Source organism: Ruegeria sp. S263, assembly GCF_056780525.1.
Map to the genome: position 1 here is coordinate 2,975,233 of NZ_CM165558.1, position 25,357 is coordinate 3,000,589.

Annotated in this window: 23 protein-coding genes and 1 tRNA gene; 9 read left to right on the forward strand and 15 right to left on the reverse strand. The window is 56.5% G+C overall.

Features of this window, described 5'->3' with window-relative positions; translation table 11 throughout:
- Positions 1 to 95: 95 nt before the first annotated feature.
- The 5 genes from ACT2B1_RS14830 to ACT2B1_RS14850 form a co-directional block, all read right to left on the reverse strand.
- A complete protein-coding gene (locus ACT2B1_RS14830) occupies positions 96 to 2,603 on the reverse strand; it encodes a GcvT family protein (protein ID WP_481668023.1) in 2,508 nt (835 codons plus the stop codon).
- Positions 2,604 to 2,744: 141 nt separating this feature from the next.
- On the reverse strand, positions 2,745 to 4,067 hold the full coding sequence (locus ACT2B1_RS14835; protein WP_481668024.1) for a hypothetical protein: 1,323 nt from the start codon (positions 4,065 to 4,067) through the stop codon (positions 2,745 to 2,747).
- A 94-nt stretch (positions 4,068 to 4,161) separates the two neighbouring features.
- Positions 4,162 to 5,574, reverse strand: coding sequence for an FAD-binding oxidoreductase (locus ACT2B1_RS14840; RefSeq protein ID WP_171241506.1), 1,413 nt, complete (start codon positions 5,572 to 5,574; stop codon positions 4,162 to 4,164).
- A 24-nt stretch (positions 5,575 to 5,598) separates the two neighbouring features.
- Complete coding sequence (gene ggt, locus ACT2B1_RS14845) at positions 5,599 to 7,392, reverse strand: gamma-glutamyltransferase (RefSeq protein ID WP_171241507.1); 1,794 nt, start codon at positions 7,390 to 7,392, stop codon at positions 5,599 to 5,601.
- A gap of 45 nt (positions 7,393 to 7,437) precedes the next feature.
- Positions 7,438 to 8,424 carry a 2-hydroxyacid dehydrogenase gene (locus ACT2B1_RS14850; RefSeq protein ID WP_481669028.1) on the reverse strand — a complete coding sequence of 329 codons (987 nt, stop codon included), beginning with the start codon at positions 8,422 to 8,424 and terminating at the stop codon, positions 7,438 to 7,440.
- A 138-nt stretch (positions 8,425 to 8,562) separates the two neighbouring features.
- On the opposite strand from ACT2B1_RS14850, the gene ACT2B1_RS14855 reads away from it, so the two are divergent.
- Entirely contained in the window at positions 8,563 to 9,084 is a 522-nt protein-coding gene (locus tag ACT2B1_RS14855) for an SH3 domain-containing protein (protein WP_171120126.1), read from the forward strand.
- Positions 9,085 to 9,095: 11 nt separating this feature from the next.
- Here the strand turns inward: ACT2B1_RS14855 and ACT2B1_RS14860 are convergent, their stop codons facing one another.
- Positions 9,096 to 10,004, reverse strand: a complete 909-nt coding sequence (locus ACT2B1_RS14860) for a haloalkane dehalogenase (RefSeq protein WP_171241508.1) — start codon at positions 10,002 to 10,004, stop codon at positions 9,096 to 9,098.
- Between the two features lie 311 nt (positions 10,005 to 10,315).
- Between ACT2B1_RS14860 and ACT2B1_RS14865 the strand changes: the two genes are divergently transcribed.
- Positions 10,316 to 10,390, forward strand: a tRNA-Gln gene (locus ACT2B1_RS14865).
- A gap of 149 nt (positions 10,391 to 10,539) precedes the next feature.
- On the opposite strand, the gene ACT2B1_RS14870 is transcribed toward ACT2B1_RS14865, so the two are convergent.
- The 5 genes from ACT2B1_RS14870 to ACT2B1_RS14890 form a co-directional block, all read right to left on the reverse strand.
- Positions 10,540 to 10,968, reverse strand: coding sequence for a hypothetical protein (locus ACT2B1_RS14870; RefSeq protein WP_481668025.1), 429 nt, complete (start codon positions 10,966 to 10,968; stop codon positions 10,540 to 10,542).
- A gap of 74 nt (positions 10,969 to 11,042) precedes the next feature.
- A complete protein-coding gene (locus ACT2B1_RS14875; protein WP_481668026.1) occupies positions 11,043 to 11,831 on the reverse strand; it encodes a hypothetical protein in 789 nt (262 codons plus the stop codon).
- Positions 11,831 to 12,685, reverse strand: a complete 855-nt coding sequence (locus ACT2B1_RS14880) for a terminase large subunit domain-containing protein (RefSeq protein ID WP_050602974.1) — start codon at positions 12,683 to 12,685, stop codon at positions 11,831 to 11,833. Before ACT2B1_RS14880 ends, ACT2B1_RS14875 begins: the two co-directional genes overlap by 1 nt.
- A 79-nt stretch (positions 12,686 to 12,764) precedes the next feature.
- Positions 12,765 to 13,190 carry a hypothetical protein gene (locus tag ACT2B1_RS14885; protein WP_481668027.1) on the reverse strand — a complete coding sequence of 142 codons (426 nt, stop codon included), beginning with the start codon at positions 13,188 to 13,190 and terminating at the stop codon, positions 12,765 to 12,767.
- A 180-nt stretch (positions 13,191 to 13,370) separates the two neighbouring features.
- Positions 13,371 to 13,859, reverse strand: a complete 489-nt coding sequence (locus ACT2B1_RS14890; RefSeq protein WP_170768124.1) for a MarR family winged helix-turn-helix transcriptional regulator — start codon at positions 13,857 to 13,859, stop codon at positions 13,371 to 13,373.
- 103 nt (positions 13,860 to 13,962) lie between these two features.
- Between ACT2B1_RS14890 and ACT2B1_RS14895 the strand changes: the two genes are divergently transcribed.
- Together ACT2B1_RS14895 and ACT2B1_RS14900 are read left to right on the forward strand one after the other, a co-directional pair.
- On the forward strand, positions 13,963 to 14,331 hold the full coding sequence (locus tag ACT2B1_RS14895) for an antibiotic biosynthesis monooxygenase family protein (protein WP_170768125.1): 369 nt from the start codon (positions 13,963 to 13,965) through the stop codon (positions 14,329 to 14,331).
- Positions 14,332 to 14,368: 37 nt separating this feature from the next.
- Complete coding sequence (locus ACT2B1_RS14900) at positions 14,369 to 14,812, forward strand: hypothetical protein (protein ID WP_170768127.1); 444 nt, start codon at positions 14,369 to 14,371, stop codon at positions 14,810 to 14,812.
- Positions 14,813 to 15,514: 702 nt separating this feature from the next.
- Here the strand turns inward: ACT2B1_RS14900 and ACT2B1_RS14905 are convergent.
- The 4 genes from ACT2B1_RS14905 to ACT2B1_RS14920 all read right to left on the reverse strand — a co-directional run bounded on the left by ACT2B1_RS14905 (position 15,515) and on the right by ACT2B1_RS14920 (position 19,418).
- Positions 15,515 to 17,176 carry a DNA polymerase gene (locus ACT2B1_RS14905; protein ID WP_481668028.1) on the reverse strand — a complete coding sequence of 554 codons (1,662 nt, stop codon included), beginning with the start codon at positions 17,174 to 17,176 and terminating at the stop codon, positions 15,515 to 15,517.
- A gap of 86 nt (positions 17,177 to 17,262) precedes the next feature.
- Positions 17,263 to 17,871: a hypothetical protein gene (locus tag ACT2B1_RS14910; RefSeq protein WP_050602983.1), complete on the reverse strand. Its 609-nt coding sequence runs from the start codon at positions 17,869 to 17,871 to the stop codon at positions 17,263 to 17,265.
- A 22-nt stretch (positions 17,872 to 17,893) separates the two neighbouring features.
- The gene (locus tag ACT2B1_RS14915; RefSeq protein ID WP_050602984.1) at positions 17,894 to 18,091 is read right to left on the reverse strand and encodes a helix-turn-helix transcriptional regulator; all 198 of its coding nucleotides are present in this window, start codon (positions 18,089 to 18,091) and stop codon (positions 17,894 to 17,896) included.
- 331 nt (positions 18,092 to 18,422) lie between these two features.
- Positions 18,423 to 19,418, reverse strand: coding sequence for a helix-turn-helix domain-containing protein (locus tag ACT2B1_RS14920; protein WP_481668029.1), 996 nt, complete (start codon positions 19,416 to 19,418; stop codon positions 18,423 to 18,425).
- 119 nt (positions 19,419 to 19,537) lie between these two features.
- Here ACT2B1_RS14920 and ACT2B1_RS14925 point away from each other — a divergent pair, with 119 nt between their 5' ends.
- From ACT2B1_RS14925 to ACT2B1_RS14945, 5 genes are all read left to right on the forward strand, one after another.
- Positions 19,538 to 20,911, forward strand: a complete 1,374-nt coding sequence (locus ACT2B1_RS14925) for a metal-dependent hydrolase family protein (protein WP_481668030.1) — start codon at positions 19,538 to 19,540, stop codon at positions 20,909 to 20,911.
- A gap of 68 nt (positions 20,912 to 20,979) precedes the next feature.
- Positions 20,980 to 22,332 carry a metal-dependent hydrolase family protein gene (locus tag ACT2B1_RS14930; protein ID WP_282121510.1) on the forward strand — a complete coding sequence of 451 codons (1,353 nt, stop codon included), beginning with the start codon at positions 20,980 to 20,982 and terminating at the stop codon, positions 22,330 to 22,332.
- Between the two features lie 58 nt (positions 22,333 to 22,390).
- Positions 22,391 to 22,789 (forward strand): GYD domain-containing protein, encoded by a 399-nt coding sequence (locus ACT2B1_RS14935; RefSeq protein ID WP_481668031.1) that lies wholly within the window; start codon positions 22,391 to 22,393, stop codon positions 22,787 to 22,789.
- A gap of 134 nt (positions 22,790 to 22,923) precedes the next feature.
- Positions 22,924 to 24,087: a dipeptidase gene (locus tag ACT2B1_RS14940; protein WP_481668032.1), complete on the forward strand. Its 1,164-nt coding sequence runs from the start codon at positions 22,924 to 22,926 to the stop codon at positions 24,085 to 24,087.
- A gap of 19 nt (positions 24,088 to 24,106) precedes the next feature.
- Positions 24,107 to 25,264, forward strand: coding sequence for a HupE/UreJ family protein (locus ACT2B1_RS14945; RefSeq protein WP_481668033.1), 1,158 nt, complete (start codon positions 24,107 to 24,109; stop codon positions 25,262 to 25,264).
- The last annotated feature ends 93 nt before the right edge of the window (positions 25,265 to 25,357 follow it).

Below are 25,357 nucleotides of genomic sequence, written 5' to 3' on the forward strand. Positions count from 1 at the left end.
GCCCCCGCCTCTTCTGTTTAGAAATACTTCCGCCGGAGGCATGGGCCGCTGCAGGCGGCGCATTTCTTGGGCGCTGCCAACAACATCGTACGGGATCAACCGTCCTTACGGATGGTCTCGTTTTTCGGATCGTAGGGGCTGTCACAGGTGACAACCGCATCCCACAGCTTATCCTGGATCTTAACCTTCAGCTTGGTGCCTTCAACCGCCAATTCGGGCGTCACATAACCCATCCCGATGGATTTCTCGAAGGCCACGGAATAGCCGCCCGAGGTCAGACGACCCACACGCTCACCTTCCGGCGTATATAGCGCCTCGCGGCCCCACGGGTCAGCATCTTCCGGCCCGTCGATAAGCAGGGTGCAGCATTTCACACGTACGCCGGTCTCTTCCAGCTTGGCCTTACCGTAGAATTCCTTGGATGGGTCGACAAAGCGCGGCAGGTCAGCCTCAAGCGGGGTCGCATCGCGACCAAGTTCAGTGCCGAAGGCGCGATAGGATTTTTCCTGACGCAGCCAGTTCTGGGCCCGGGCGCCGACCAACTTGATACCGTGTTTCTCACCCGCCTTTTCCAGAAGATCGAACAGGTAGTTCTGCATCTCGATCGGGTGGTGCAATTCCCAACCCAGTTCGCCGGTATAGGCCACGCGGATTGCGTTCACGGGGCACATGCCCAATTCGATCTGACGGGCCGACAGCCACGGGAAACGCTTGTTGGACAGTGCGGTTTCCGGATCGGCGTCTTTGATGACCTCTTTCAGAACGTCACGCGACTTGGGTCCGGCGATTGCGAAGACGCCCCACTGGGTGGTCACGTCCTGGATCTCGATGTAGCCGAACTCCACCATCTTGTCCTCAGCCGCCTTGAGCAGATAATCCGCGTCATATTCGGTCCAGGCGCCGGCAGAGACGAGATAGTAGTTGTTCTCGCCATTGCGGACGATGGTGTATTCGGTGCGGGTGGTGCCGTGTGATGTCAACGCATAGGTCAGGTTGATACGACCGACCTTGGGCAGTTTGTTGCAGGTGAACCAATCCAGAAACTGGGTCGCACCGGGGCCTTTAACGACGTGCTTGGTGAAGGCCGACGCGTCGATCAGGCCAACGCCTTCGCGGATCGCCTTGGCTTCTTCCACCGCATGTTTCCACCAGCCACCGCGGCGAAACGAGCGGCTTTCCTTATCGAAATTGTCGGGTGCATCAACGGGGCCGAAATAGTTCGGGCGTTCCCAACCGTTAACCCAACCGAACTGAGCGCCGCGCGCTTTCTGGCGGTCATAGGCCGGGACGGTGCGCAGAGGACGGCAGGCTTCACGCTCTTCATCCGGGTGGTGCAGGATGTAGACATGCTCATAGCACTCTTCGTTCTTGCGCGCGGCGAACTCGGTCGTCATCCAGTTGCTGCTGTAGCGTTTGGGATCCAGCGAGGCCATGTCGATCTCGGCTTCGCCATCGACCATCATCTGTGCCAGATAGTATCCGGTGCCGCCTGCAGCCGTGATACCAAACGAGAATCCTTCGGCCAGCCACATGTTACGCAGGCCCGGAGCCGGACCAACCAGGGGGTTGCCGTCGGGGGTATAGCAGATCGGACCGTTGAAATCGTCTTTCAGGCCGGATTCGGCGCAGGACGGAACGCGTTCGGCCATCGCCATGTATTGATCCGCGATCCGGTCCAGATCCAGCGGGAAAAGGTCCGCGCGGAAGCTGTCCGGCACACCGTGTTCAAAGCGCGCAGGGGCGCCGTGCTCGTAGATGCCAAGAATCCAGCCACCACGCTCTTCACGGGCATAAGATTCATTGTCGGCGTCGCGCACAACGGGATGTTCCGGGTTGCCTGCTTCGCGCCAATTGACCAACTCAGGGTCTTTGTCCATGACGATGAAGGTGTGTTCGACTGGGATCGCGGGCATCTTGATGCCCAGCATCTTGGCGGTACGCTGTGCGTGGTTGCCCGAAGCGGTCACGACGTGTTCAGCGGTGATCACCACCTGCTCGTCGCTCTCGACCAGATTGCCGCCCTTTTCCACCATTTTGGTGCAGGTGACTTCCCAATGGGTGCCGTTCCAGTGGAAGGCATCGGCCTGCATCTTGCGGACAATGTCCACACCGCGCTGACGGGCACCCTTGGCCATGGCCTGCGTTACGTCGGCAGGGTTAATGTAGCCGTCCTCGGTATGATAAATCGCACCTTTCAAGTCCGAAGTTTCGATCAGCGGCCAGCGTTCCTTGATCTGCTCGGGTGTCAGCCACTCGTATGCGACGTCGCAGGTCTCGGCGGTTGAGGCATAGAGCATGTATTCGTCCATACGCTCTTGCGTTTGTGCCATGCGCAGGTTGCCGACCACGGCAAAGCCCGCGTTCAGGCCGGTTTCTTCTTCAAGCTGCTTGTAGAAATCGACAGAGTATTTGTGGATGTGAGTTGTCGCATAGGACATGTTGAACAGCGGCAGCAGCCCCGCCGCGTGCCAGGTCGAGCCCGATGTCAGCTCGTCCCGTTCAATCAGCATCACGTCATCCCAGCCCGCTTTGGCCAGATGATAAGCGATCGAGGTCCCAACGGCGCCACCGCCTACGACCAGTGCTTTGACTTGGGTTTTCATAACCGGGCGTCTCCCCTTGAATCAAGTTGACACCATATGGCGCATTTGAGGGGCTCGGCGCGACATTCATCCGACCAGTGATATAAAAAAAACGACCCCCGGATTGCTGGGGGTCGTTTTTCCGTGTCTGGTTTCGATCTCTTAGCCGTCAGTCAGCGTGCAGGTCTTGAAGGCGTCCTTGGTGGCGCATTTGCTGACTAGACCCGCGCCACCCTTGTTGACGCGGACCTCGGGCGCCTGCGCGGTTTCGCTATTTTGGAACATGGACTTCAGCCCATCCAGAAAGCCACCGCCCTTGCTGCTTGCTTCTTGCGGGTTATCGCCACCTTTGAATGACGCAAACAGACGGCCGAACATGTTTCCGCCTTCCGCGTCGGCTTTTTGAACCTCACCATCCAGAAGAGAGGTAAGGCCGGTGCGATAACCAACTTGGATCAGATCATCCGCTGATTTGATCTTGTTTGCGGTCAAGTCGAACGTATCGCCCGGCAACCCGTATTGCGCAGCCAGGGTGTTCGCGACAAGCGAAAGCCCGTTGATGTTGTCAAGTCGAAGCCGCGCCAGTTCAGCCCGCAGCTTCATGAACTCACCACGAAGGCCTGCCATTTCGATCGCCAGCTCTTCCTCGGTCTCGAGGTTCGTGGTCCTGTCGTTGCTAACACCGGGTACCGGCTTGCGAAGCAACGCATTCATACCGTCATAGTCCAGCTTCGCCAGAAACTTCCTGACCTCATGCGGGGGCGCGTTGGAATAGAGTTGCATCCGGACCTCCTGACCAAGGCCAAGCGTGCCTTTGTAGATGTCAAACTCGACCGGAGCATCCAGTTCCGTGATACCCGCCGTGACCATCGACCAGAAGGACCGGTCATTCACGGTGATCACGCTGTATTTGTTCTGCTTGAATTGAAAGTAGGCCACGCCACCGACAATTGCGAATGGGGCATAATCGGCACCGCTTTGGCCCAGCGTGTCAACGGATCGCACGATATTGCCTGTCAGGGTGTTGGACCGCGCGTCCTCTTTCAGTGAGACCTGAAGCCAGATTGTATGCGTGCCGTTTTCATAGACCCAACTGGTGCGATCCAGCTTTTCAGCCAGTTGCTGCACCTTCTGCACCGCCACCTGCTTGGCTAGCGGGCGGGCGGCCTCGCTAATACCGTTTTGAAGAACACCTTCGCGGGCATCACGGGTATAGTCGCGATCCACAATTGCGCGGCGCACCCAGTCTTCGCCCGATTTCGGGGCATAGGGTTCGCTTCCGGCGCGCCAACGCTGCTTACGGTCGCGTTCAATCTGCTCGGCATCAAGCTCTTCGTTAAACAGTGCGAAACGCTCTTTGATCGTGTCGATATAGCCGCTGGCCGACAACGTATCCGCGCGTTTCTTATCCTGCTGATAGTAGTCGAGCCCGGCAATGACCAAAACAACGACCAACGCAAATCCGACAATCCGTAATACGCCCATTTGAATACCTGAAAAAATTACTGCTCGTTGCGGTAACTGATACAGGCGAATTTGGGCATCCTTGTGTCCTAGGCGCGACGCTTCCGCAACGTTATCAATAATTCGATGAAGGAAAAATCTTTCCTGGATTCATAATGTTATCGGGGTCCAACGCCCTTTTGATGGCGCCCATATAGGCAACGGCTGGCCCCAGTTCTTTCAAAAGATACGGGCGCTTGCCCTGTCCGATCCCGTGTTCACCGGTACATGTCCCCTCCATTGAGATGGCAAGGTCGTTGAGCCAGCCCACAAATCCTTCGGCGTTGGCCACCTCGTCAGGGTTGTCCATGTCAATCAGGAGCAGCGTATGGAAGTTTCCATCACCCACATGCCCAACCATAGGGGCCATCAGCCCCAGTTCACTCGCACGGTTCTGCGTTGCCGTCACACACTCTGCCAGATGTGAGATCGGTACGCATACGTCAGTCGAGATTCCGCGTGCACCAGGGCGCAGTTGCAGACACGCCCAATACATGTCGTGCCGGGCTTGCCACAGCTTGTTCCGCTCTTCCGTCGTTGACGTCGCGGCAAAATCTGTACCCCCGAATTCCTCGGCGATCTGACCAAAGGTTTCGGCCTGCTCAACTGCACCGCCTTCCGATCCGTGAAATTCGAGCAGCAGCAATGGCGTTTCCGGCAGGGTCAGGTTGGAATAGGCATTCGCAGCCTTCACTGACATTTCGTCCAGTAACTCGATCCGGGCGACCGGCACGCCGTACTGGATCGTCATCATTACAGCTTGGCAGGCCGCATCAACCGTTGGGAAGGAACACCGCGCCGAGGTGATCGCCTCGGGGATACCCTGAAGACGCAACGTGATCTCTGTAATGATACCAAGCGTTCCCTCAGCACCGATCAGCAACCGCGTCAGGTCATACCCAGCAGAGGACTTCTTGGCCCTGTGACCGGTACGAATAATCTGACCGTCGGGCATGACAGCTTCGAGGCTGAGGATGTTGTCTTTCATGGTCCCATAGCGTACCGCGTTGGTCCCTGACGCCCGGGTTGCCGCCATCCCCCCCAAAGAGGCATTCGCACCGGGGTCGATGGGAAAGAACAGCCCCTGATCACGAAGGAATGTGTTCAGGTCTTCGCGCGTCACACCGGGCTGCACGACACAATCCAGATCGCTGGCGTTGACTTTCAGCACCTTGTTCATCTGGGTCAGGTCGACCGAAATCCCACCGGCGGGCGCGTTCACATGCCCCTCAAGCGAGGTCCCCGTGCCAAAGGCGATCACTGGGACCTTGTGTTCGGCGCAAAGTCTGACGATCTCAGATACTTCTTCGGTCGAATGCGGGAACACCACGGCGTCCGGGGACTGATTTTCAATCCAAGTCGTGGTATGCCCATGCTGTTCGCGGATCGCCTGCCCTGTTTGTAGACGATCCCCGAAGGTAGACTTCAGAAGGCCAACGACCGTCTGAATGCCAGCCTCGTTCCGCGGCAATGCAACTGCTTGCGCCATGGTGTTCCCCCCTAAAACGCCGGGCTATTCGCCCAGCGCAATCCCTTCGCGGCGTGGATCGGCACCGCCTGTCAAAACGTCCCCGATCTCGATGGCGTGCAGCCCCGAGGTCAGGTCACGTGGATTAACCTCGTATCCCAGGGTCGTCAGCGCATCGACAAACCCCTCGGCCGATGTGCCCTGTTCGACATCGTAGGTGCCAAAACGGTTGACCAGATGGGGCATCGACAGTGCCTGCTGCACGTCCATGCCCCAATCCGCCCACGCAATGATTGACTTGGCAACATAACCAATAATCCGGCTTCCACCGGGTGAACCGATGGCCAGAACCGGTTTGCCATCCTGCATTACGATGGTCGGGCTCATCGACGAACGGGGGCGTTTGCCCGGTTCAAGGCGGTTCGCGATCGGAACACCATTGCTGTGGGTTTTGAACGAGAAATCCGTCAGTTCATTGTTCAGTAAGAACCCGTTGGTCATCAATCGGGATCCGAACCCGTTTTCGATCGTTGTGGTCATCGACAGGACGTTCCCATACTGGTCAACGATCGAGATATGAGAGGTCGACGGCAATTCCAGCGACACGTCATCCGCCCAATTCGACGAATGCTCGAATTCGGGGTTCCCGGGTGCTGCATCAATCAGAGCCGCATCGCCGCTCATCAAGGCGCCACGTTCCGACAGGTAGGCCGGATCAACCAGCCCTTTTGTCGGCATCGGGACAAAGTCGTGATCCGCCATGTACCGCCCGCGATCCGCAAAAGCCAGACGCGAGGCGTCGCCGATCAGTCGCCACGTATTGATATCCTCGGGCCCCATCGCCGCCAGGTCATAGCCATCCAGCATGCCCAGAATCTGACCCACAGTCAGCGCACCAGAGGAAGGCGGCCCCATTCCGCACACCTCATAGGCGCGATACGCTGCGCAGACGGGTTCGCGTTCAATCACCTGATACAGCGCCAAGTCAATTCCGGACAGAATCCCCGGATTCCCCGGTGCGCTCCGCACCGTGTTGACGATACCTGCGGCGATCTCGCCCCCGTAAAAACCCGCTGATCCTTCGCTGGCAAGAACGCGCAGAGTGTCCGCATAGTCGGGGTTCATCAGGCGCTGGCCCTGTGCCAATGGCGCCCCATCAGGCAGGAAATACGCGGCGGTCGCCGGGAAACGCGACAGGCGTTCGGCGTCTTTTTCCACAAGGCCGGCCAAACGCGGAGATACAAGAAACCCTTCGTCAGCCAGCGCGATCCCATCGGCGAACAGGCTGGGCCACGGGCTGCGGCCCCAGCGCCGGTGCGCCTCTTCCAGCAAAGCAGGCGTGCCCGGAGTGCCCACCGACAGACCACCCACGACGGCGTCAAAGAATTTCAACGGTTCGCCATTTTCATCTTGGAACAGCCGGTGATTTGCCTCCAACGGCGCGGTTTCGCGCCCGTCCAGCGTCGTCAGTTCGCCAGTAGCGGCGTCGTACCAAACAAGAAACGCCCCACCGCCCAGTCCGGACGACTGCGGCTCGACCAGGCCAAGCACAACTTGTACAGCTACCATCGCATCCGCAGCCGATCCACCGGCCCGCAATACCTTGGCCCCGGCTTCAACGGCCAACGGGTTCGCGGCGGCCACCATCCAATTCTGCGAAGAAACCGGCGCGCCAGCCAGTTTCGCCTCAAGCGAGGCGATCACTTCTTCGGTCAGGCCCTGAACCTTCCCTTCGGAGGCACCTTCGGGGGCAACAGCGTCGGCTGTCTCTTGTGCGAACAAAGGGCCGGAAATTGCCATTGCGGTCGCGAACAACCCTGAAATCAGACTTCTTTTCATATTATCCTCCTGAAAAAACGTAAATTTGCGGGCTGCCGCACATTCCTACAGCATTGCAGGAACCACCTGGTCCGGTGGGCGGTGGCCATCTTCGAACGTCTTGATATTGATGATGACTTTCTCACCCATCTCGATACGCCCTTCCAGTGTGGCCGATCCCATATGCGGCAGCAGGACGACATTCGGCAACTGCCGCAGGCGCGGGTTCACGTCCGTCCCGTGTTCGTAAACGTCCAATCCAGCCCCCGCGATATCGCCGGACCGGATCAGACGGGTTAGCGCGTTTTCGTCAAGCACTTCTCCCCGCGAGGTGTTCACAATTACCGCCGAAGGTTTCATCAGCTTCAATCGCCGCGCATTCATCAGGTGGAACGTGGACGGTGTGGACGGGCAGTTGATCGAGATGACGTCCATTCGCGCAACCATCTGATCAAGGCTTTCCCAATAGGTCGCTTCAAGCTCTTGTTCCGTTTCGGGACGAAGCCTGCGGCGGTTGTGGTAATGAACCTGCATCCCAAAGGCGCTGGCCCGGCGCGCCACGGCCTGACCAATGCGCCCCATGCCCAAAACACCAAGACGGCGGCCACCGATGCGGCCACCCAACAGGGCGTTCGGGGCCCAGCCCTCCCACTCACCTTTTTGCATCACCGACAGTCCCTCAGGGATACGCCGCGTGACGGCAAGTATAAGCGCCATGGTCATGTCGGCGGTATCATCTGTCAGAACACCCGGAGTGTTCGAGACAAGAATTCCACGCTGCCGCGCGGTTGCGACGTCGATATTGTCGACCCCTGCCCCATAATTCGCGATCAAGCGCAGGTTTTCACCCGCCTGTCCCAGCAATCCGCCGTCAATTGTGTCTGTGACCGTCGGTACAAGGACATCCGCGCTTTGGACTGCGGCGACCAGTTCTTCTCGGGACATTGGGGTGTCCTCGGTCCGCAACTGAACATCGAACAATTCGCTCAACCGGGTTTCTACCGCCTCGGGCAACCGTCGCGTTACGACAACACTCAGACGTTCTCTTGGCACCTGTGCACTCCCACTGCTTTGCAAACCTTCGCGCGCCATGGCATCGTGGCGCAGGATAAGGCGGGGCACAAGAACCCCCGAGGCATTGAGTCGACCTTTTTTCGAAACAAGATCAACAGGCACAAGAGCAGACAGTCCGTGAGTGGTATTCTACCCCCAAAGCGCCGTTTGACGGCGGTTTTGTCCGCATTTCTGGTCCTGGCTGGTGCAGTCGCTGCCAGCGCGCAGGACAAGCGCGGTCAGGTGACCAATCTGCCGTTGCCCCGATATGTTTCGATGAAAGCCGCCGAAGGCAATGTACGTCGCGGCCCGTCCCTGACCCATCGAATCGACTGGGTCTTCAAACGCCGTGGGATGCCTCTGCAAATCACCGCCGAATATGGAAACTGGCGGAAGGTTCAGGACCGCGACGGAGCCGGCGGCTGGGTACACTATGCGTTGTTGTCTGGCGTTCGCACAGTCCTGATCGAATCTGACATGCTGCCCGTTTATGCCAACCCGGACCCGAACTCGCAGGTCAGCGCACAGTTCGAATCCGGCGTGGTCGCCCGACTTGGAAGCTGTACCATTGACTGGTGCCGAATTTCGGCTGGCGGATACAAGGGCTGGACCCTCAAGTCGAACCTTTGGGGGGTCGACCCTTCGGAAGTCCGGGAATGACCCTGCACACCTCAGGACGTGCGCTGGATGAAATCGCAGGTTAGCTTTACCAGTTCAGGGCCTACGTCCTCTTGCAGAAAATGACCCGCATTGGGCAAGATCACATGAGGTTGCCCGGCCGCGCCGGGGCAAAGACGCTGAAACACCGCATCTATCCCAGCCATTACGTTGTCATCCGCACCAAAAGCCGTCAGGACGGGCGTTTGCAGGCCGCGCAGCACACCCCACGCCCGCCGGTTCGCATCCGACTCGGGATCATCGGGCGAAGCCGGCACCAGCATCGGGAATTGCCGCGCCCCCGCCTTGTAACTTTCGTCGGGATATGGCGCGTCATAAGCCGCAATGGCCGCGTCTGACAACGGTTTCGCTGTTCCACCCTTTAAAATCCCACCGGCTGGAAAAACAGGCACTTCCTGACTGAATTTGCGCCAACTATCAAAAGCCTCTCCCATCGGCTGATCGCCGGTCGGCAGCGCGGTATTGGCGACGACAACGCGCGCAAACCTGTCGGGCATTTCGGCCCAAAGCCTCAACCCAATCAACCCGCCCCAGTCCTGACAGAACAGCGTGATATTGCGCAGATCCACCTGACGCAGCCAGTCCCCCATCCAGGCGACGTGGCGCGCGTAGGTATAATCGCTACGTTCCGTCGGCTTGTCCGATCTGCCAAACCCAATCAAATCCGGCGCAACAGCGCGATACCCCTGCTGCACAAACCCCGCAATCATATGGCGATACAAATACGACCAGCTCGGCTCTCCGTGCATCATCAACACCGGATCGGCATCAGTAGGCCCTACATCCACATGATGGATTCGTAATTCTCCCGCCTCAGTATCGTCGACCAAAGTGTAGTTCGGCTGAAAGTCATAATCAGCCAGACCTTCAAATCGAGAGTCCGGCGTGCGTAGAAATTTCATGTGTCACCTATGATTGGGTATCCGGGATCTTGCCAATGTTGGTCCCTTTACGAAGTTGAGCGTAACACTCAAATGCCCGTAGGCCATATGAAATTAACGGCATTTTCCTATGTGGGCGTATCAAGAAAGTGTTTTTAGGCCCTCCGCAGACCCACTGCATGCCAATCGGCACAGTGCCAAAGAAAGACCCCGAGAAAAGCCACCTCTGAGCACCAACCTTGGGGTCAAAAGTTTTTTCCAGACCTTCCTCATTTTTTTGCGGGAAAGGTCTTGAACCCTCCAAACAACAATCGTAGATAGCGCCTCACCGTTGGGGTGTAGCCAAGTGGTAAGGCAGCGGTTTTTGGTACCGTGTATCGTAGGTTCGAATCCTACCACCCCAGCCATATAAACCACTTAAAATATTGATTATAAACATAACTTTTGTTAGTTTATTTTTGCGCCCCACAATTTGCCCCACAAGTCGACGTCACAAGCGCATCGCACCCCTTCTGATAAACTGCGGCTAACATTTGAACCTGTGTCTTTTGTCTTGCTAGGAACATGCCGCCAACACCGCTAATCCTAACGCCATGACCAAATCGTCGTGATGACCTCGACTGGCATCCATCTTCCTGGATCCGGGAATCGCAACGAAAGCCGCCATTTCAGCAGCTAAGTCTGCGCGCCCCGGAGCGTTTGGGGCAACTCTTAGCTGCCCGCAAGCTAAAGCCGAGCTTATGCCTCCGATCAGTGCCTGCTTGGAAATCATGATCCGACCATCATCGGATACCCGAGGTTTGGAATTAGAGCCGGTCGTTACCACTCCTGTTGTATTGATGTCCGATATCATCTCGCCCACGGCATCACCAACGCCCGTGCCATCAAAGGCAAGGTGATCAACACCAGACAGGGCAGGCTTGAGAAGTTTTATCTGCTCGCGGTAAGGACGGTGCGGTAGCCGCAACGCGTGCGTCACCTTCATAGTTTCACCGGCTTCGATTATGACCAGTGCAGAATGGTCTGAACGCTTTGCAAGATCGAGACCGGCAACAATCATCAGACCAGGTGTGGGGCAAGATAGTGAATTGGCCCCGCGTTTCTGACCGGCGCATGATTATAGGCCGCCCAAAATTGCAACATCAGCGCAATCGCCACGGTTTCATCCGCCGAGAGGCCAGCCAGTGCATCCGCATCACCGATGCCCGGGCGTCGGGTCAGAGCCTCGGCGGACGCTGCACCGCGACCGACGGCCTCCCACGTAAGCCCGCCGTTGGGAACCGAATACTCGTTCGCATCGAAGGCCAGGATGATCCTGTCTTGGACCCATGGGGCACCAAATGCCCCTAGAGGCGGAGCGACGTGTTTCGGGTTCTTCCAGAGCATTCGATCAAACCAAGACACAAGGAATCTGGCGCCGATAATTTGTCGGCCATGCACGTCATACTCAGTGCCATCACATGTCGAACCATTGACAAGGACGTTTGCGAAAGTCGTCGGGTCTTCCCAGCCAGAGCGGCTTGTTAGGAGATCAGATGCGGCAAGGTTCTGACCAACATCACTTAGAACCACAGCTGGTGCCGAGGGATTGCGGCTCTCTCGCCATGTTTCGAGATCAGCGTCGACGATCTCCCGGATTGTGCGCGCATCTCCATCTCGGACGACACACCAATGTGGAACAAGGGTTGCAGGGTGCAACGTCCAAGCATAGCCGTCCTTGCTTTGCCCGTCGGCAGTCCAGACGCTAGACGAGCAGATCACCACCACCGGTTGGTTGGGTCCTCCCCCACCAGCGGTGAGAACCCTGCCGAAAGCAACGCGCTTCGATGTCCGATCAGACTGTGCCATTAGAAGACCCCCCACATATCCGTGTGTGGACGTCGTAGGCCGCTCAGTTCGCTATGTTCCTTTCTTCGTCTGGCCGATTCCTGTTGAGCGGAGATATCACTATCTTCTTTCGCAGCCGCTAGTTTGATCTCGCCCAAATCTGGAGCAGTTGCCACGCCGTCCCCAAACATCGCGGCCAGCGCGTTGGCGTCGAAAACAGAACGATTTGCCACGACAAAGGCGCAGTCGAGTTCTTGTGAAGCTCGGGCGGGACCTAGGCGGGTACGAAGATCGGAAAGCGTGTCCTCGTCAAACCGAGCAATGCGTTCCGCCGGTACATTGATCACGTGCGCATCCTTGTCTGTCGCCAACTCGTGAAACAGTCCCTGCGGTCCATTTGGTGTGCTGACGGCGATCAGATCGCCGCCTGTTGAAGTCAACATCGGCAGTATCGCTGCAGCAACGTCCTCTTTCACAAAAGCGCATTCATCAATGATGACCAGGTCTGCTGTCGCTCCGCGCACTTTGTCCGGATCATCTCCCGGCAGGGCAATGATGCTGGAGCCGTTTAAGAGGCGGATCTCTTCTCTCGATTGGCCATGGTGCACTTCAGCCCTTTGAAGGCAGCCCACAACCTTCGTTCGCAGAGCGCTTGATTGGCGGAAAGTTGGAGAGACTACCACGATGCGGAACCCCGGGTTCGTGCGAGCAGTATAGGCCGCTCGAGCCGCGGTAACGGTACTCTTGCCGGATTGGCGGCTAGCCACCACACAGATCCGATTTGCTTCAGCCTCCATGATTTCAGCTTGCCAATCGTCCAGCTCAAGACCCAATGCCTTGGCAGCCCAAAGAGAAGGGCTGGCATAGTCCTCCATAGACACCGCACTCATTAGGGTACAAAGCCGCCCGACTTCGTCGGACAATTTGCTGAGTTGCCTGTCTCGTTTTGCCACCTCAGGCGACCCTTGGCATCAGCCCTGCCTTCAATTCAGAAATCTGATCTTCCAGCTCCTGAATGCGGCGTTCCTGTTCGATCAGTTCAAACGCCTTCGCCTTCCGCTCAACGAGAGCGGTAAGTTGTCCGAGCTCATCGGTACTGATCTTTCCGTCCGCAGCCAATCGCTCGTAGTGATCGTAGGCCAGCCTGATGTCTTTGGCATCGTTTACTGGAAACTGCTCGAATGTGATCAGGCATCCCCTTCTAGGGGGATAGATCCGGTTCAGCAGTGTCTGGGCCGCGGAGATGTCTCCACATTTGGCAGCAGAGATAACAGCGTCGATTATGCCTTCTGCCTCCTCAATGCACCGTGCATCGAGCATCGCGCGCACTCGTCGACCAATTGGCGATTTTGCGGGACCTGGCTTCTTTTTACCAGCCATGGTTACCCCCTATGTTAGGTTAGCATTGCTGACCTATGTTAGCACAAACCTGGTCGCGCGGCATAGGGTCAGTTTCGGGGCACATAATTCGGGCCTACCACCGAAAGCGGACGTTCGTAGTCGCTGCAGAGAATGACGGCTCCGAGCCCACTTTGACCGGTGCCGCACTCTCTATGAGCGTCAGCTTTGGGTCGGGTTCTGATCTTGCCGCGTTGAGGCTTCTTCGAGACGTGTTTTGAGACGGTCGACAACATTTTGCGCTGTCGCAATATCATCTGGCGACAGGCCTTCCGAAAGTTCATTCACCCATGGGATTTGCCTCGCAATCGCGGCTTCGAACAACTCCTGCCCCTTTGGGGTCAGTACGACTAAGTGCGCCCGCTTATGGTGAGGGTTCGGCTGAAACTCCACCATGCCTTCTTTGCTCAATTCATTGATGATCCGTTGTACGCCCTGCCGGTGAACGCCCATCGTCCGTGCATGCCAGGCAACGGATTCCGGTCGATCAGAATAGGCGATGGCACCAAGAATCTGCCATCGAGCACTTGTTAAACCGAGTTCTGATACGAGGCGATCACCGGCAAGCTGCAATCGACCGTTCAACCGAAACACATCCAGTATCAAGGCTGTCACGGCTTTTCCTTCTTCGGTCCTTCGTTCATCCGGCATAACGACTCCTCATTTTATTTGACAACACGTTGTCATTGTGCTTGATGCTTCCTAAATATGACAACATGACACCAAATCAAAACTACTTTCAAGGAGTACCGAAATGGTCAGTTTCAAACCTCTCGACCCAGAGTTTCCCATTGAACGGCAATTGAACATCGACGCTGGACCCGTCGTTCTCGTCAATCTCTTCACAGTCGACCCAATTGACCAAGTCGCCTTGGTAGAAGCTTGGAAGTGCGATGCCCAATGGATGAAGAAGCAACCGGGTTACATCAGCACCCAACTGCACAAAGCCGTTGGCGACGGCAGCATGTACCTGAACTACGCGGTCTGGGAGTCTGTTGCGGATTTCCACGCGGCGTTTTCAAACCCCGAGTTTCAGCAGCAGCTCAGCCATTATCCCTCAAGCGCTGTGACCGCCCCCCATCTGTTTGAGAAGGTTGCGGTGCCGAATTGCTGCACGGCCTGACGAAATCCTTTCCAAGAGCCAATTTGAGTGAACCGCTATGAAAACTAAGATTCACGCCATCGCAGGGGGCATCGGCTTTGTGATGATCCTCCTCTTCTGGACATCAACGGCCACCAGCGAACTCTTTGCGAGCCATGAAGCGGTCGCAACCGTCAAGGCATTGATCCTGAAAGGCATGTTCATCCTCATCCCGGCAATGGCGATTGCTGGCGGATCGGGCATGGCAATGGGCCGGAAACGCAAGGATGCGCTGACGAAGGCCAAGAAAACCCGAATGCCTGTCATTGCATTGAACGGCTTGCTGATCCTCGTACCGGCCGCTTGGTTTCTGGCTGGCAAAGCCGCTGCTGGCGAGTTCGACAGCACCTTTTTCACAGTTCAGGTGATTGAGTTGATCGCTGGCGCAGCCAACCTCGCGATGATGGGATTGAACATTCGCGATGGGTTAAGGATGACCGGCAAAATTCGAAGGCTTCGCTGAAAGCTCGATTCTGATCCAAGCACTGGCGAAATTGCCGAGATTCGAGCAAATGCAGCGAACTAATGCTATGTCCGCTTGTCGGGATTTGCAAAGCTCAGTTTCGAATGTCCGATTAGGGCTGAGACCGGTCCTCAACAACCATTTAGCCTATGGCAACTTTGTCCGCAAAGCAGTCAATCGCTGCGCCTTGCACAAACGTCTGCTCGTCGGAAAAGTTTCCACCTTCGAGCTTGAATGACCTCTTTAGTTAATCAGGGTCGGCACCCGTTTCCAGCGGTCTTGTGCCAAGCCTTTGATCAACCCTCGGATGTTACCTAACCCAAAGTTAGAAGGAAGCATCGGCCCGGCGATCTCTTGACGATTATAGCCCCGACAGTCTCTAGAGCATTCACGGCGCGTCGTCTCGCGGTACGCTTCTCGATACCCGCCGCTTCGAACAATTTGGCGTCAGCCTTAATCCATGTCTCACCCCGCATCCGCATCCGCTGATGGATTGCGCAGTAGAGTCGACTGGCCGGCGGAAGATATCGGCGTACGTCCTTCATCGAAAGGATCGTGAAATCATTGCCCCTGGTTGGGTCAGTATTAGGAGGACCTTTTTTAGTACTGGACCGGGTCGCCGTTATCCGGCGCGGCACCTCGCCGGATAACGGCGGTGTTGTTTTTTCCAGTTCCTCCGGCGAAACCGCGAAGTTGGACAGGTCAAACTTTGCCATCAATCTGGTCCAGGACAGTGTCGAACATCGCCCTGCCGCGCGGCTCGTTGTACCGCTCTCCGGGCATAGTGATGGCGCAATCTACTGGCACCTCAATCCGGGCGATGGTGGTCGCGGCGCGGGTCATGATAGCCGCAACCTGTCGCGCCTCCTCGTGGATGGTCTCCGCATCACCAATCAGGACAAGCGCGTCGTGAACCGGTGCGCAGATGCGATGTCCGGCCTCTGTCACCTCACAGGCTGCCACGCGCAAGCAGTCCGCGCCATTCGCCTGCATCGGAAAGTTTTGCAGCATCCGGTGGTTGCGGAACTTCTCGCAACGCGGCTGCACTGGCCATCCAAGCCGAGTCTCAATAACCTGTCCGCAGGAACCCATTTCGATGATGCCCTCCAGCCACGCCCAGAACACCGGATACGTATCGCGGTGGGCGTCGAGCAGACGCATGGCTTCTTTGACCGACTTACCCGTTTGGTGGGCCAGAGACTGCGCCCCGAGGCCATAGTTCACGCCGAGTATGACCGGCTTCATCGCGTCGCGGACGGTCCCGTGGGTCTGCCGGGTCGCGCCCTGCGGGGCGAGGCCAATGCTGATAGCGAACGACAAGTACGGGTCGGTCGCATAGGCCGCCCGCATCTGTGGGTCACCACTTAGACCGGCGGCGATTGCGATCTCCTGCGATCTCCAGTCGAGATAGGCGATGGCCTGTCTTTCGGGCGGCACGATGAGGTGCCTTATCCACTTCGCAGGCCCAAAAACAAACTTGGTGGTGGACGGCGCATTCCGGCTGGTCACGGTACCGAAGGGCGAGATCATCGTCCGATTTCGCCCGTCGGGGCCGACGGCCAATTTGTTCAGCGTCAGCTTGTCGAGCGTGGACCGAAGCTCCCGAAACTCGGCGAGTTGGGGATATGCCGCCAACATTCCCTTGAGTGTGTCATCGTCCATCTTCGCCCGGCCCGTCTCGGTGCGTGGCCAACTCAGACCGTGTTGCTCGATAAACGCGTCGAAGTTGGCGAAGCTGAAAGTGCCGTCCGCTCGGTAGAAGCCAAAGCGGTCCATCTGCCGGATGAGGTCTAGCCGGATGTCCTTCCAGCAATCTTTCAGGCGCTCGACGAGCGTCGTATCGATAGGCACGCCCTCCCACTCCATCCTGGCGACTGCGACCATGTAACGACCCCTGAACAGCGCCTGTGCGAGGGTGATATCGCCCCCTCGGGTGATGAACGGGGCCAGCCGAAAAAAAAGCGGACGCAAGGCGTCCACGTCCGATTGACAATACGCGAGGATGGCTCGGCGCTCAGCCTCGTCCCAGACATGGGTTTCACGCTCGATTATAATGCCCCGCATGGCATCCTTGTATTCCGCGCCGATTGTTGGGATGCCGAGGGACATAAGAGCTGATGGCAAGCCATATCCATTCGGCGACGGCTTACGGCCGTTCATCAGCGCCTTGTATTCGACGTAGAGATCAAGGATGTGACGCGGTGGCGGCCAGCCTAGGTCAACGAAGCACCCCATTTCCGCTGGAGCGAAGTAGCAGACGATCAGAGCGTCGTCGCCGACGGAAAAAGGGGCCGTCGCCAGTCCCCTCAACTCGAACTCCCACATGCGCAAGATGCGGTTGGTGCGCAGCTCTCGAGCCACCATGCAAACAACGCGGGGGCAGTGTCCGGAAGGCGAGCGGAATTCAAAGTCCAGCAGCCAGATCTCCCGGAAGCGGTTGAACCCGTCGATCACCGGGCCAAGCCCTTGTGGCGGCGGACAGCGGGATGGTCAGCGTTGGTGATGATGCCATCCGTCCCGAACCCGCGCTGGAGCAGTTCCATCATACCCTCGCGGCCTTGATCGACTTGATCGGGCCATTTGACCTCACCAAGTGCCTGCTGGTCCTCTGCTTCCTTGACGAGATATCGGCCCTCCGCACGCATTGAGGACATACGGGTCCACGCCTCTTCTCCCGACTTAACGGCACGAATAGCCGACTTGTGCCACTCGTTGTCAGACGTAGGGAATGTCGGCAAGAGGTACACCTTGCCAGAGATGGTCACGAGGAGTCGCAAAAGGACGAGACGCGCCTCGTCATCGGTGATTTCGGTTTCTTCTGGCATTAAGTGTTGCGCCAGAAGATAGCGTTCCTTGTCGAGGCCGTTGTCCCCGTCGATCTCAAAAATTCGTCCAATGAACTGCCATACCGGGTGGGCGCGGAAGTACTCGAACCTCTTTGGCTTACCGATGCTGACCTCGAAGTAACCATCGGTCTGCGCGGCCTCAAACTCCTCTACTGGGACAAGAAAATCATCGAGGTTGAAGGGGCTAGCGAGTTTCTTTGAATTGGTTGTCATGCTTATTCTCCAATCTTGCGCCTTAGGCCGCTATTCGCCCTTTGATCCATTCGTTGACTTCACTCTCGAACCAACCAACAGAACGCAGCCCAATCTTCACGGGTTTTGGAAATGTCGGGTCGTACCAGCGGCTTTTTGGATTGATGGCTTCGTAGATTCCGCTGCGGCTTTTGCCGGTGCGGTCCTCTACGGCAGGACGGCGAAGGATTCGGTCTGGCATGTGCAATACCTCACTGATGGTTATCGGTACTGCGAAGCTGTCAGGGTTCCCTGTCGCATCGGAGGGGCCAATTAATTGGTAGGAGTTTTTCGGCGGCAAATGCCTAGGTTCTGGACAGATAAAACGCTCAGACCTCAACGGCAGCATCTCACCAGCAGCAGACGTTCGGAAAAATCGCTCTTATGACCGCAACGCGGGACAAAACCGCCGTTCAGCCGAAGTGTGGCGAGTTCCGATTTCGGCCCCAAGCTGACGTTGGCGCAAGTTGCAGGAATTGGGGTTCCGAGCCCAAATGGTCTCTTGGAAACGTTAGATACCAGTCGCTTTAGTCTTAAGTGTATCGCCGTCTCAATCTGTCTGGAGAGGCTTCAAACCAACGATGGCAAGCGCGGGTGAATGCGCTGGGATTCTTGTACCCTAGGTCACGTCCGATTTGTGTGATGTAGCGCGTATCTTCTCCAAGCCATAGATCAGCGAGATGCATCTTCGCGCGGTCAATGAGTTCCGCACCGTTCGTTCCATGACCGCCAAGCTCTCTCTGCAGTGCTTTTGGATGCGCTCCCACAAAGGCAGCCAACCCATCCAAACCGGGCCATTCTGAATAATCGAACACACGAAACAAGGCGACCAAGTCCAGCGGCTGTTGCCGCGTGATCGCATTTTTCGGTGCGGTGTTTCTCTGAAGTGGGGATTGTTGCATGAGCCAAGCGGACGGGAGTGTCATGCTAAGACCCCAAGCGTCACTTTTTTTCACATTGGACGGCGGTACCAATTCGGATGGAATTGCGCCAGGATCAAAGACATAAATCTCAATTTCGTTTTGATCCCACAATGTTCCTAATCTCGCCTTCAACATTTCAGACCAAGAAACCACGTCCCATGCGTCAGCTTGTCCGGGTGGTTGCGACGCCTTGAGAAAGCGCCTGCCGACTAAACAAGCGCGGTCTGCTTCAACACTCAGTTGGTAGTGCATAGAGAACTGAACAGTTTCCACAAAATGCAACCAAGCGACCAGCAGATCACCCAAACTCGGTTTTTCGCTCATTGTGACTGGAGGTACGAAGCCGGCGCTCCATTCATACTCGCATGCGATTTCTGCGCAAAGGTAAGGGTTGCCAGACAAAACAGCGGCTTGTGTCGATGCCAGATAAACGCAGGCGCTAGGAATGGGTTGGCTGGGTTCATCGAGCACTTCGGGTCGCAGTAAACACCCCTTCAATATCTGATTGCGGTCCGCACCCAACTTGCAGGCTCGGTCAGAAACCTCGGCCAAGAACTTCGACTGCATTGTGGGAAGCGTCATTAATGCGGTCTTGGATTGGTTCAATGAGTTATCCCTACTGGACTGAGGAATTTGAAATTGTCCAGAGAAGACAACACGCAAATTCTCTACTTCTTGCTAACCTACATCCAAGTTCAGAATTTACAAATCAGGGACATGCATTGATGAGTTTGCAATTTCACCCATCCACACTGCTCAGATCATTGGCGGTCACCTCGGCGCTTGTCATTGCGGGACTGACAGCGTCACCAAGCGCCGCACAAGAAAAGGGCTTTCCGATCCTTTTCACCAACGTCCACGTCTTTGACGGCGTCAATGAAGAGCGGATCGAAAATGCTAACGTATTGGTCGTCGACAACCTGATCGCGGAGGTCTCGACCGAACCGCTGGCTGTCGCCAATGCTCAGATCATCGACGGTGGTGGGCGCACGCTGATGCCCGGACTGATCGATGGCCACAACCATATCATGATGCCAGCGGCCCCCAATCAGGCGGTGAACGGCTGGCACTGGGGATATCTCAGTGCTGTCGTGGGCCGCGAGGCGGAGAAAATGCTCCTGCGCGGTTTCACCACGCTGCGAGATACAGGGGGCCCAGCCTACGGCATCGCCAGAGCAGTTGACGAGGGTATTCTTCCGGGCCCGCGGATCTATCCCAGCGGTCACTTCATCAGTCAGACATCCGGCCACACGGATTTCCGGTCGTTCAACGAAAGCCATACGCGTGACAGAAGCAGCCGCAATGCCTTTGAAAGTGAGTTTGGTTTCATGGCAGACGGCCGGAGCGAAGTTCTCGCATACACCCGAGAAACGTTGCGCCGGGGGGCGACGCAGATCAAGATCAGCGTAGGTGGCGGGGTCGCCTCCGCCTTTGATCCTCTGGACACGGCGCAATTCACCTTCGATGAAATCAGAGCCGCCGTCGATGCGGCCGAGGACTGGAACACCTACGTCTTGGCGCATGCCTATACGGACCGCTCCGTTCTGCGCGCTGTGGAGGCCGGAGTTCGCAGTATCGACCATGGGACGTTGATCTCGGAACTGGACACCATGATCGCGATGCGGGACGCGGATGTGATCTACAACCCTCAGGCCGTGGCCTTTACGCCAACTCCCGAGAGCGTGGCGTCGCTCCCGCCCGAAACCGTTGAAAAATCACGCCCGGTCGTCGAAGGGCTCGACAGGTCAATGCGTCTGGCAAAAGAAAGCGGCGTGACGATCACCTTCGGAACGGACGTCTTCGGCTCGCCAGAGGCCTTGGCCCGGCAGAACGAAGAATTTGAACTCAGAAAGCAATGGTTCACGTCGCATGAGATCCTGGTCCAGGCCACGTCAAACACCGCGAAACTGGTGGCAATGTCAGGTCCTCGAAATCCTTACACGGACGGACCGCTGGGCGTGATCGAAGCCGGTGCTTATGCAGACTTACTTCTGGTTGAAGGCAATCCGGTGGAAGATGCCGGACTACTGGTCGACTACACAAATAACATCGATCTGATCATGAAAGACGGCGTGATCTACAAGAACACACTCGACTGAGTGTCGCGTGGGGTGAAGGAACCTCGGCACCCCGCGCACAAACTAATTTGTCTAAGGGAGAGAGGAACATGAATGCATCAAAACGGTTATTGGCGGCCGCAAGTGTGGTTGCCTTCTCGGCGTCCGCGTCATTTGCGCAGGATGGACCTGTTCAAACCCTGTTCACCAACGTGCATGTCTTTGACGGAATAAATGAGGCCCGAATAGAAAACGCCAATGTTCTGGTTGTCGATAACCTGATCGCAAAAGTCTCACCCGAACCTCTTTCGGTTGCAAGTGCCGAGGTCATCGACGGTGGGGGTCGCACCCTAATGCCGGGTTTGATTGATGCGCATGTGCACATGGCGATCACGGAGCCGGTTGCGGACCTCAGGGACAATTTTGATTGGATGTACTGGGGCGCCGTTTCCACGATCGAGGCGGAAAAGATGCTGTTGCGCGGCTTCACGTCCGTGCGCGATGCGGGTGGACCGGCGATTGGGCTTCAGAAAGCCATCGACCGGGGCAAGGCTGTCGGCCCGCGAATTTATCCGTCCGGCCCTGTGATCTCACAAACCTCCGGGCATGGCGAGCATCGGCACTACACGGAACCGCACCCAAACTTCGAAGGTGCATCGCCCTCATTCTTCAACCAGCACGTAGAGTTTCTTGCTGACGGTGTTCCAGAAGTTCTGCGGGCGACGCGGGAAGCGCTGCGTCTGGGCGCATCGCAAATCAAGATCATGGCCGGCGGAGGTGTGTCTTCCAGCGTAGACCCATTACACACCGTTCAATTCTTACCGGAAGAACTGGAAGCTGCAGTCAAGGCTGCGGCAGATTGGGATACTTACGTTCTTGTGCACGTCTACAATGACGAGGGCATTCTGCGGTCCATCGAGGCAGGTGTGCAGAGCATCGATCATGCACAATTGATGACCGAGGTGTCGGCGCAGGCGATCAAGGACGCGGATGTTTGGGTTGTGCCATTCTTCTCGCTGCTGGGGCTGGATGCCGAAACAGTCACCAAAGCGCTTGGTCCGTTGGCTGCGCCCAAGTTCCTCGAGGTTCAGGGCGGGGCGAGAAACCAGATGCGGTTGCTGAAAGAATTCGGGATCGAAAAAGTCGCCTTTTCAACCGACATTATTGGGGATCCTGTCGCTCTCACAAAACAGAACGATGAGTTCAAGTACCGTCTCGAACAATGGTCGTCCTACGAAGTTCTTATGCAAGCAACGTCTAAAGCCGGTGAGTTGTTGGCCCTGTCAGGCAAACTCAACCCCTATCCCGAAGGCCAGCTCGGTGTGATTGCAGAAGGTGCGTATGCCGACATTCTACTGGTCGATGGCAACCCGGTCGAAGACGCGATGATCATGACCGACTACGAGAACAACTTCGATCTGATCATGAAAGACGGCGTGATCTACAAGAACACGCTGGAATGACTCTTGGACCGGCGGAGGTGCCTCCCTTTGTCGGCTGTTGAACGAAAAGGATGAGCCTATGAAACGACTTCTATTGTCCGCATTTGCAAGTGTGCTGGTAGTCGCGACCGCCGTGAGCGCCGAAGAAACTCGCAGCCGATACTATCTGGGGATCGGAGAGCCGTCTCCCGAAGCTTGGCAGATCATGATCGAAAACCCCACCGACCGGGGCGAGGGCATGGGGGCCGCGCTCGAGGCAATGGGCGGTGAGATGATCAGCTATTTCTGGGGCATGGCCGACGGCCGGAACTACGTCACCGTGCGGGTGCCGGACGATCCTAGTATGGTGCAGGCAATGTACGCGGCCCGCCTCAGCCAGGGCGTTCTGAAGAACTACACCTTCATTGAATTGATGACGAGCGCCGACATGGTTGAGGCGCTGAAACGGGTGCCGGAGTTTACGACACCGGCGGAGTAATGTTGGCCTCTGATCATGAAAGACGGCGTGATCGATAGGAACAAACTCGATTGAGTGTCGTGCGGTGGGAATACACCTCGCCACAAGGTAAGTCTTTAGAAAATCGAAACAATCGAAACTGGGAGAACTTCACCATGCAAAACAGACGCGCATTTTTGAAAACTGCTGGCGCAGCAGCTGCCCTGTCAGCTACCTGCGGAAAAATGACATGGGCCAGCGAATACAGCCCGGTTTGGGAGTCCAGCGACAAGGCGGCTCAATTCCTAAAGGATATTGTTGCCATAGACTCGCTGAACGCGAACTTTGAGCAAACCGCCACACGACCCGAGATGTGGGATGAGTATTACACCAGAGCCCTCGACGCGGGTATCACGGCGACGGGTGTTACAACCGCGCAAGGCATCAACGACTTCGACACATTCGCTCGTGAAACCAGCTACAACCTCCGCAAAATCGATGCGGACGATCGGTTTATGGTGGTGCGTAAGGCAGGTGATATCCGGCGGGCCCATGAAGAAGGAAAATATGGCTTCTTCTGGAACTCGCAATCAGCGGAGATTCTCAACAACCAGCCGGACATCTACATGCCCGTGGCAAAGTCGATGGGACTTGGCACAATGGGCTTGGCCTACAACGAGCGTCAGCGTGCGGGTGATGGGAATTTTGTCCTGAACCCAGGGCCAATCTCGGCCTATGGCAAGACAGTCGTCGACGCGATGCAAAGGCATGGAGTGCTCGTCGACACGTCACATGCCAGCGAACCCACCGCACTTAGTACCATCGAATATGCAAAACAAATGCGTCCCGACTTACCTGTAATCGAAACGCACTCTTCCGTGCACGCTCTCTACTCTGGCTATCCTGAGGGAGAAATCCGCCTGCGGACAAGTTCCGATGAGCGGATTCAAGCGGTTGCAGATACCGGAGGTGTGGTTAGCCTTTGTATGTTGCCTTTCATAATGATCAGCCCGCAGACAGAGCTCACTCGTCCTCAGGACGTTGTCGACCGAATTGACTACATGCGGGATTTGACAAGCATCGACAACGTTGGACTCAGCTCCGACGACGGTTTTGACTGGTCTAAGATTTATGAGTTTGGGAAGTCAAATCCAGAACAATTCGACGACGGCGGGCTCAGTGCAGCGGTAAACAAATTGGCCACAACTGGCATAGGGGAAGCCGCGAAAATCTATGCGGCCATTATCGATGAAATGTGGTTGCGCGGGTACTCTGACGAGGACGTCAAAAAAGTGATGGGAGGTAACTTCACGCGCATCTTCGAGCAGGTTTGGGGGTAGTCGATAAGAAAAGCGAGACATGACTTCCCATCGCTTGATAAGGCTGGTCGGGTTATTGCTCACCCGACTAGCCCTTGCGTTTTTGCTTGTGCTCTTTGCGCAGTCCGCTCTCGCACATAAGTTCGAGTTGGGCGATGCACGGTTGTCCATTGAAGGCGAAAGCTATCAGATTGCCGTAAGCGCCGACTTGATCGAGGCTTTCGAGCGGCACTTAGGCTTGAACGGATCCGACCGATTTCTTGTTGAGCAGGTGCGCGGGCTGGATCTCGGCACAATCGAAACCACGCTGTCAGAAATACGTGCAGAAGTCTCCGAAGAGACGCTCATACGGTTCGACGGGAATACGGCCGAATTGCGGGCATTGTCCTTTCCATCTCCGCGCGATATCCGTGCTGTTCTCGACAGACCACCGGACAGCACTGAATACCGCTTGGTTTTCGTCGGTTATGGTGACGCTCCGCAAGGTGCCAGCGCAGTAAGTATCAAAATGTCGCCTTTACTTGGGGATATGCGGCTTGAAGTGTCGGTCCCAAGTGTCACGCTGCTGCAGGCTGGACGAACCAGCCAGACACTGAACCTTATTGGGTCCCAAGAAACAACACTGAGCTCAGCAGTGGCCGACTTCTTGTATTTCACATGGCAGGGGATCATTCACATCGTCCCTTACGGGCTGGATCACATCTTGTTCGTACTCTGCCTGTTCCTATTTGCGCAAACGGTCCGCGACCTGATCTGGCAGGTCACGGCTTTTACCGTCGCGCACTCGGTGACACTGACCCTCGGCTGGCTAGGCTTTGTTGATTTGCCAACAGGGTTCTTTGAACCTTTAATTGCCTTGTCCATTGTATATGCCGCTGTTGAAAACATATTGCGCAACAAACCAGGCGGTGCCCGCTTCACTCTAATTTTCTTCTTTGGTCTGCTCCATGGGTTCGGTTTTGCGTCAGTTCTAGAGGAGATTAGCCCATCAGGCGACCATTGGTTGACCCGGCTAATTGGCTTCAATGTAGGCGTTGAGATTGGCCAGTTGGTTGTCATAGCGGCAGCCTTTCTGGCTGTTGGACTTTGGCGCAAGGAACCGTGGTACAGATCGCTCATCGTGGTACCGGCGAGTTTTGTCATCGCTTTGGTGGGCGCCTTCTGGACTGTCGAGCGGGCTCTTGCAGCGTTGACATAAGGCCTGGGCATCAAGTTTTTTGACAGCCCGCTTTGGGTTGTTCGCGGCCTAATGCACTTGAAGAGCCTATGCGTTCGAGTGCCCAAATCGCGT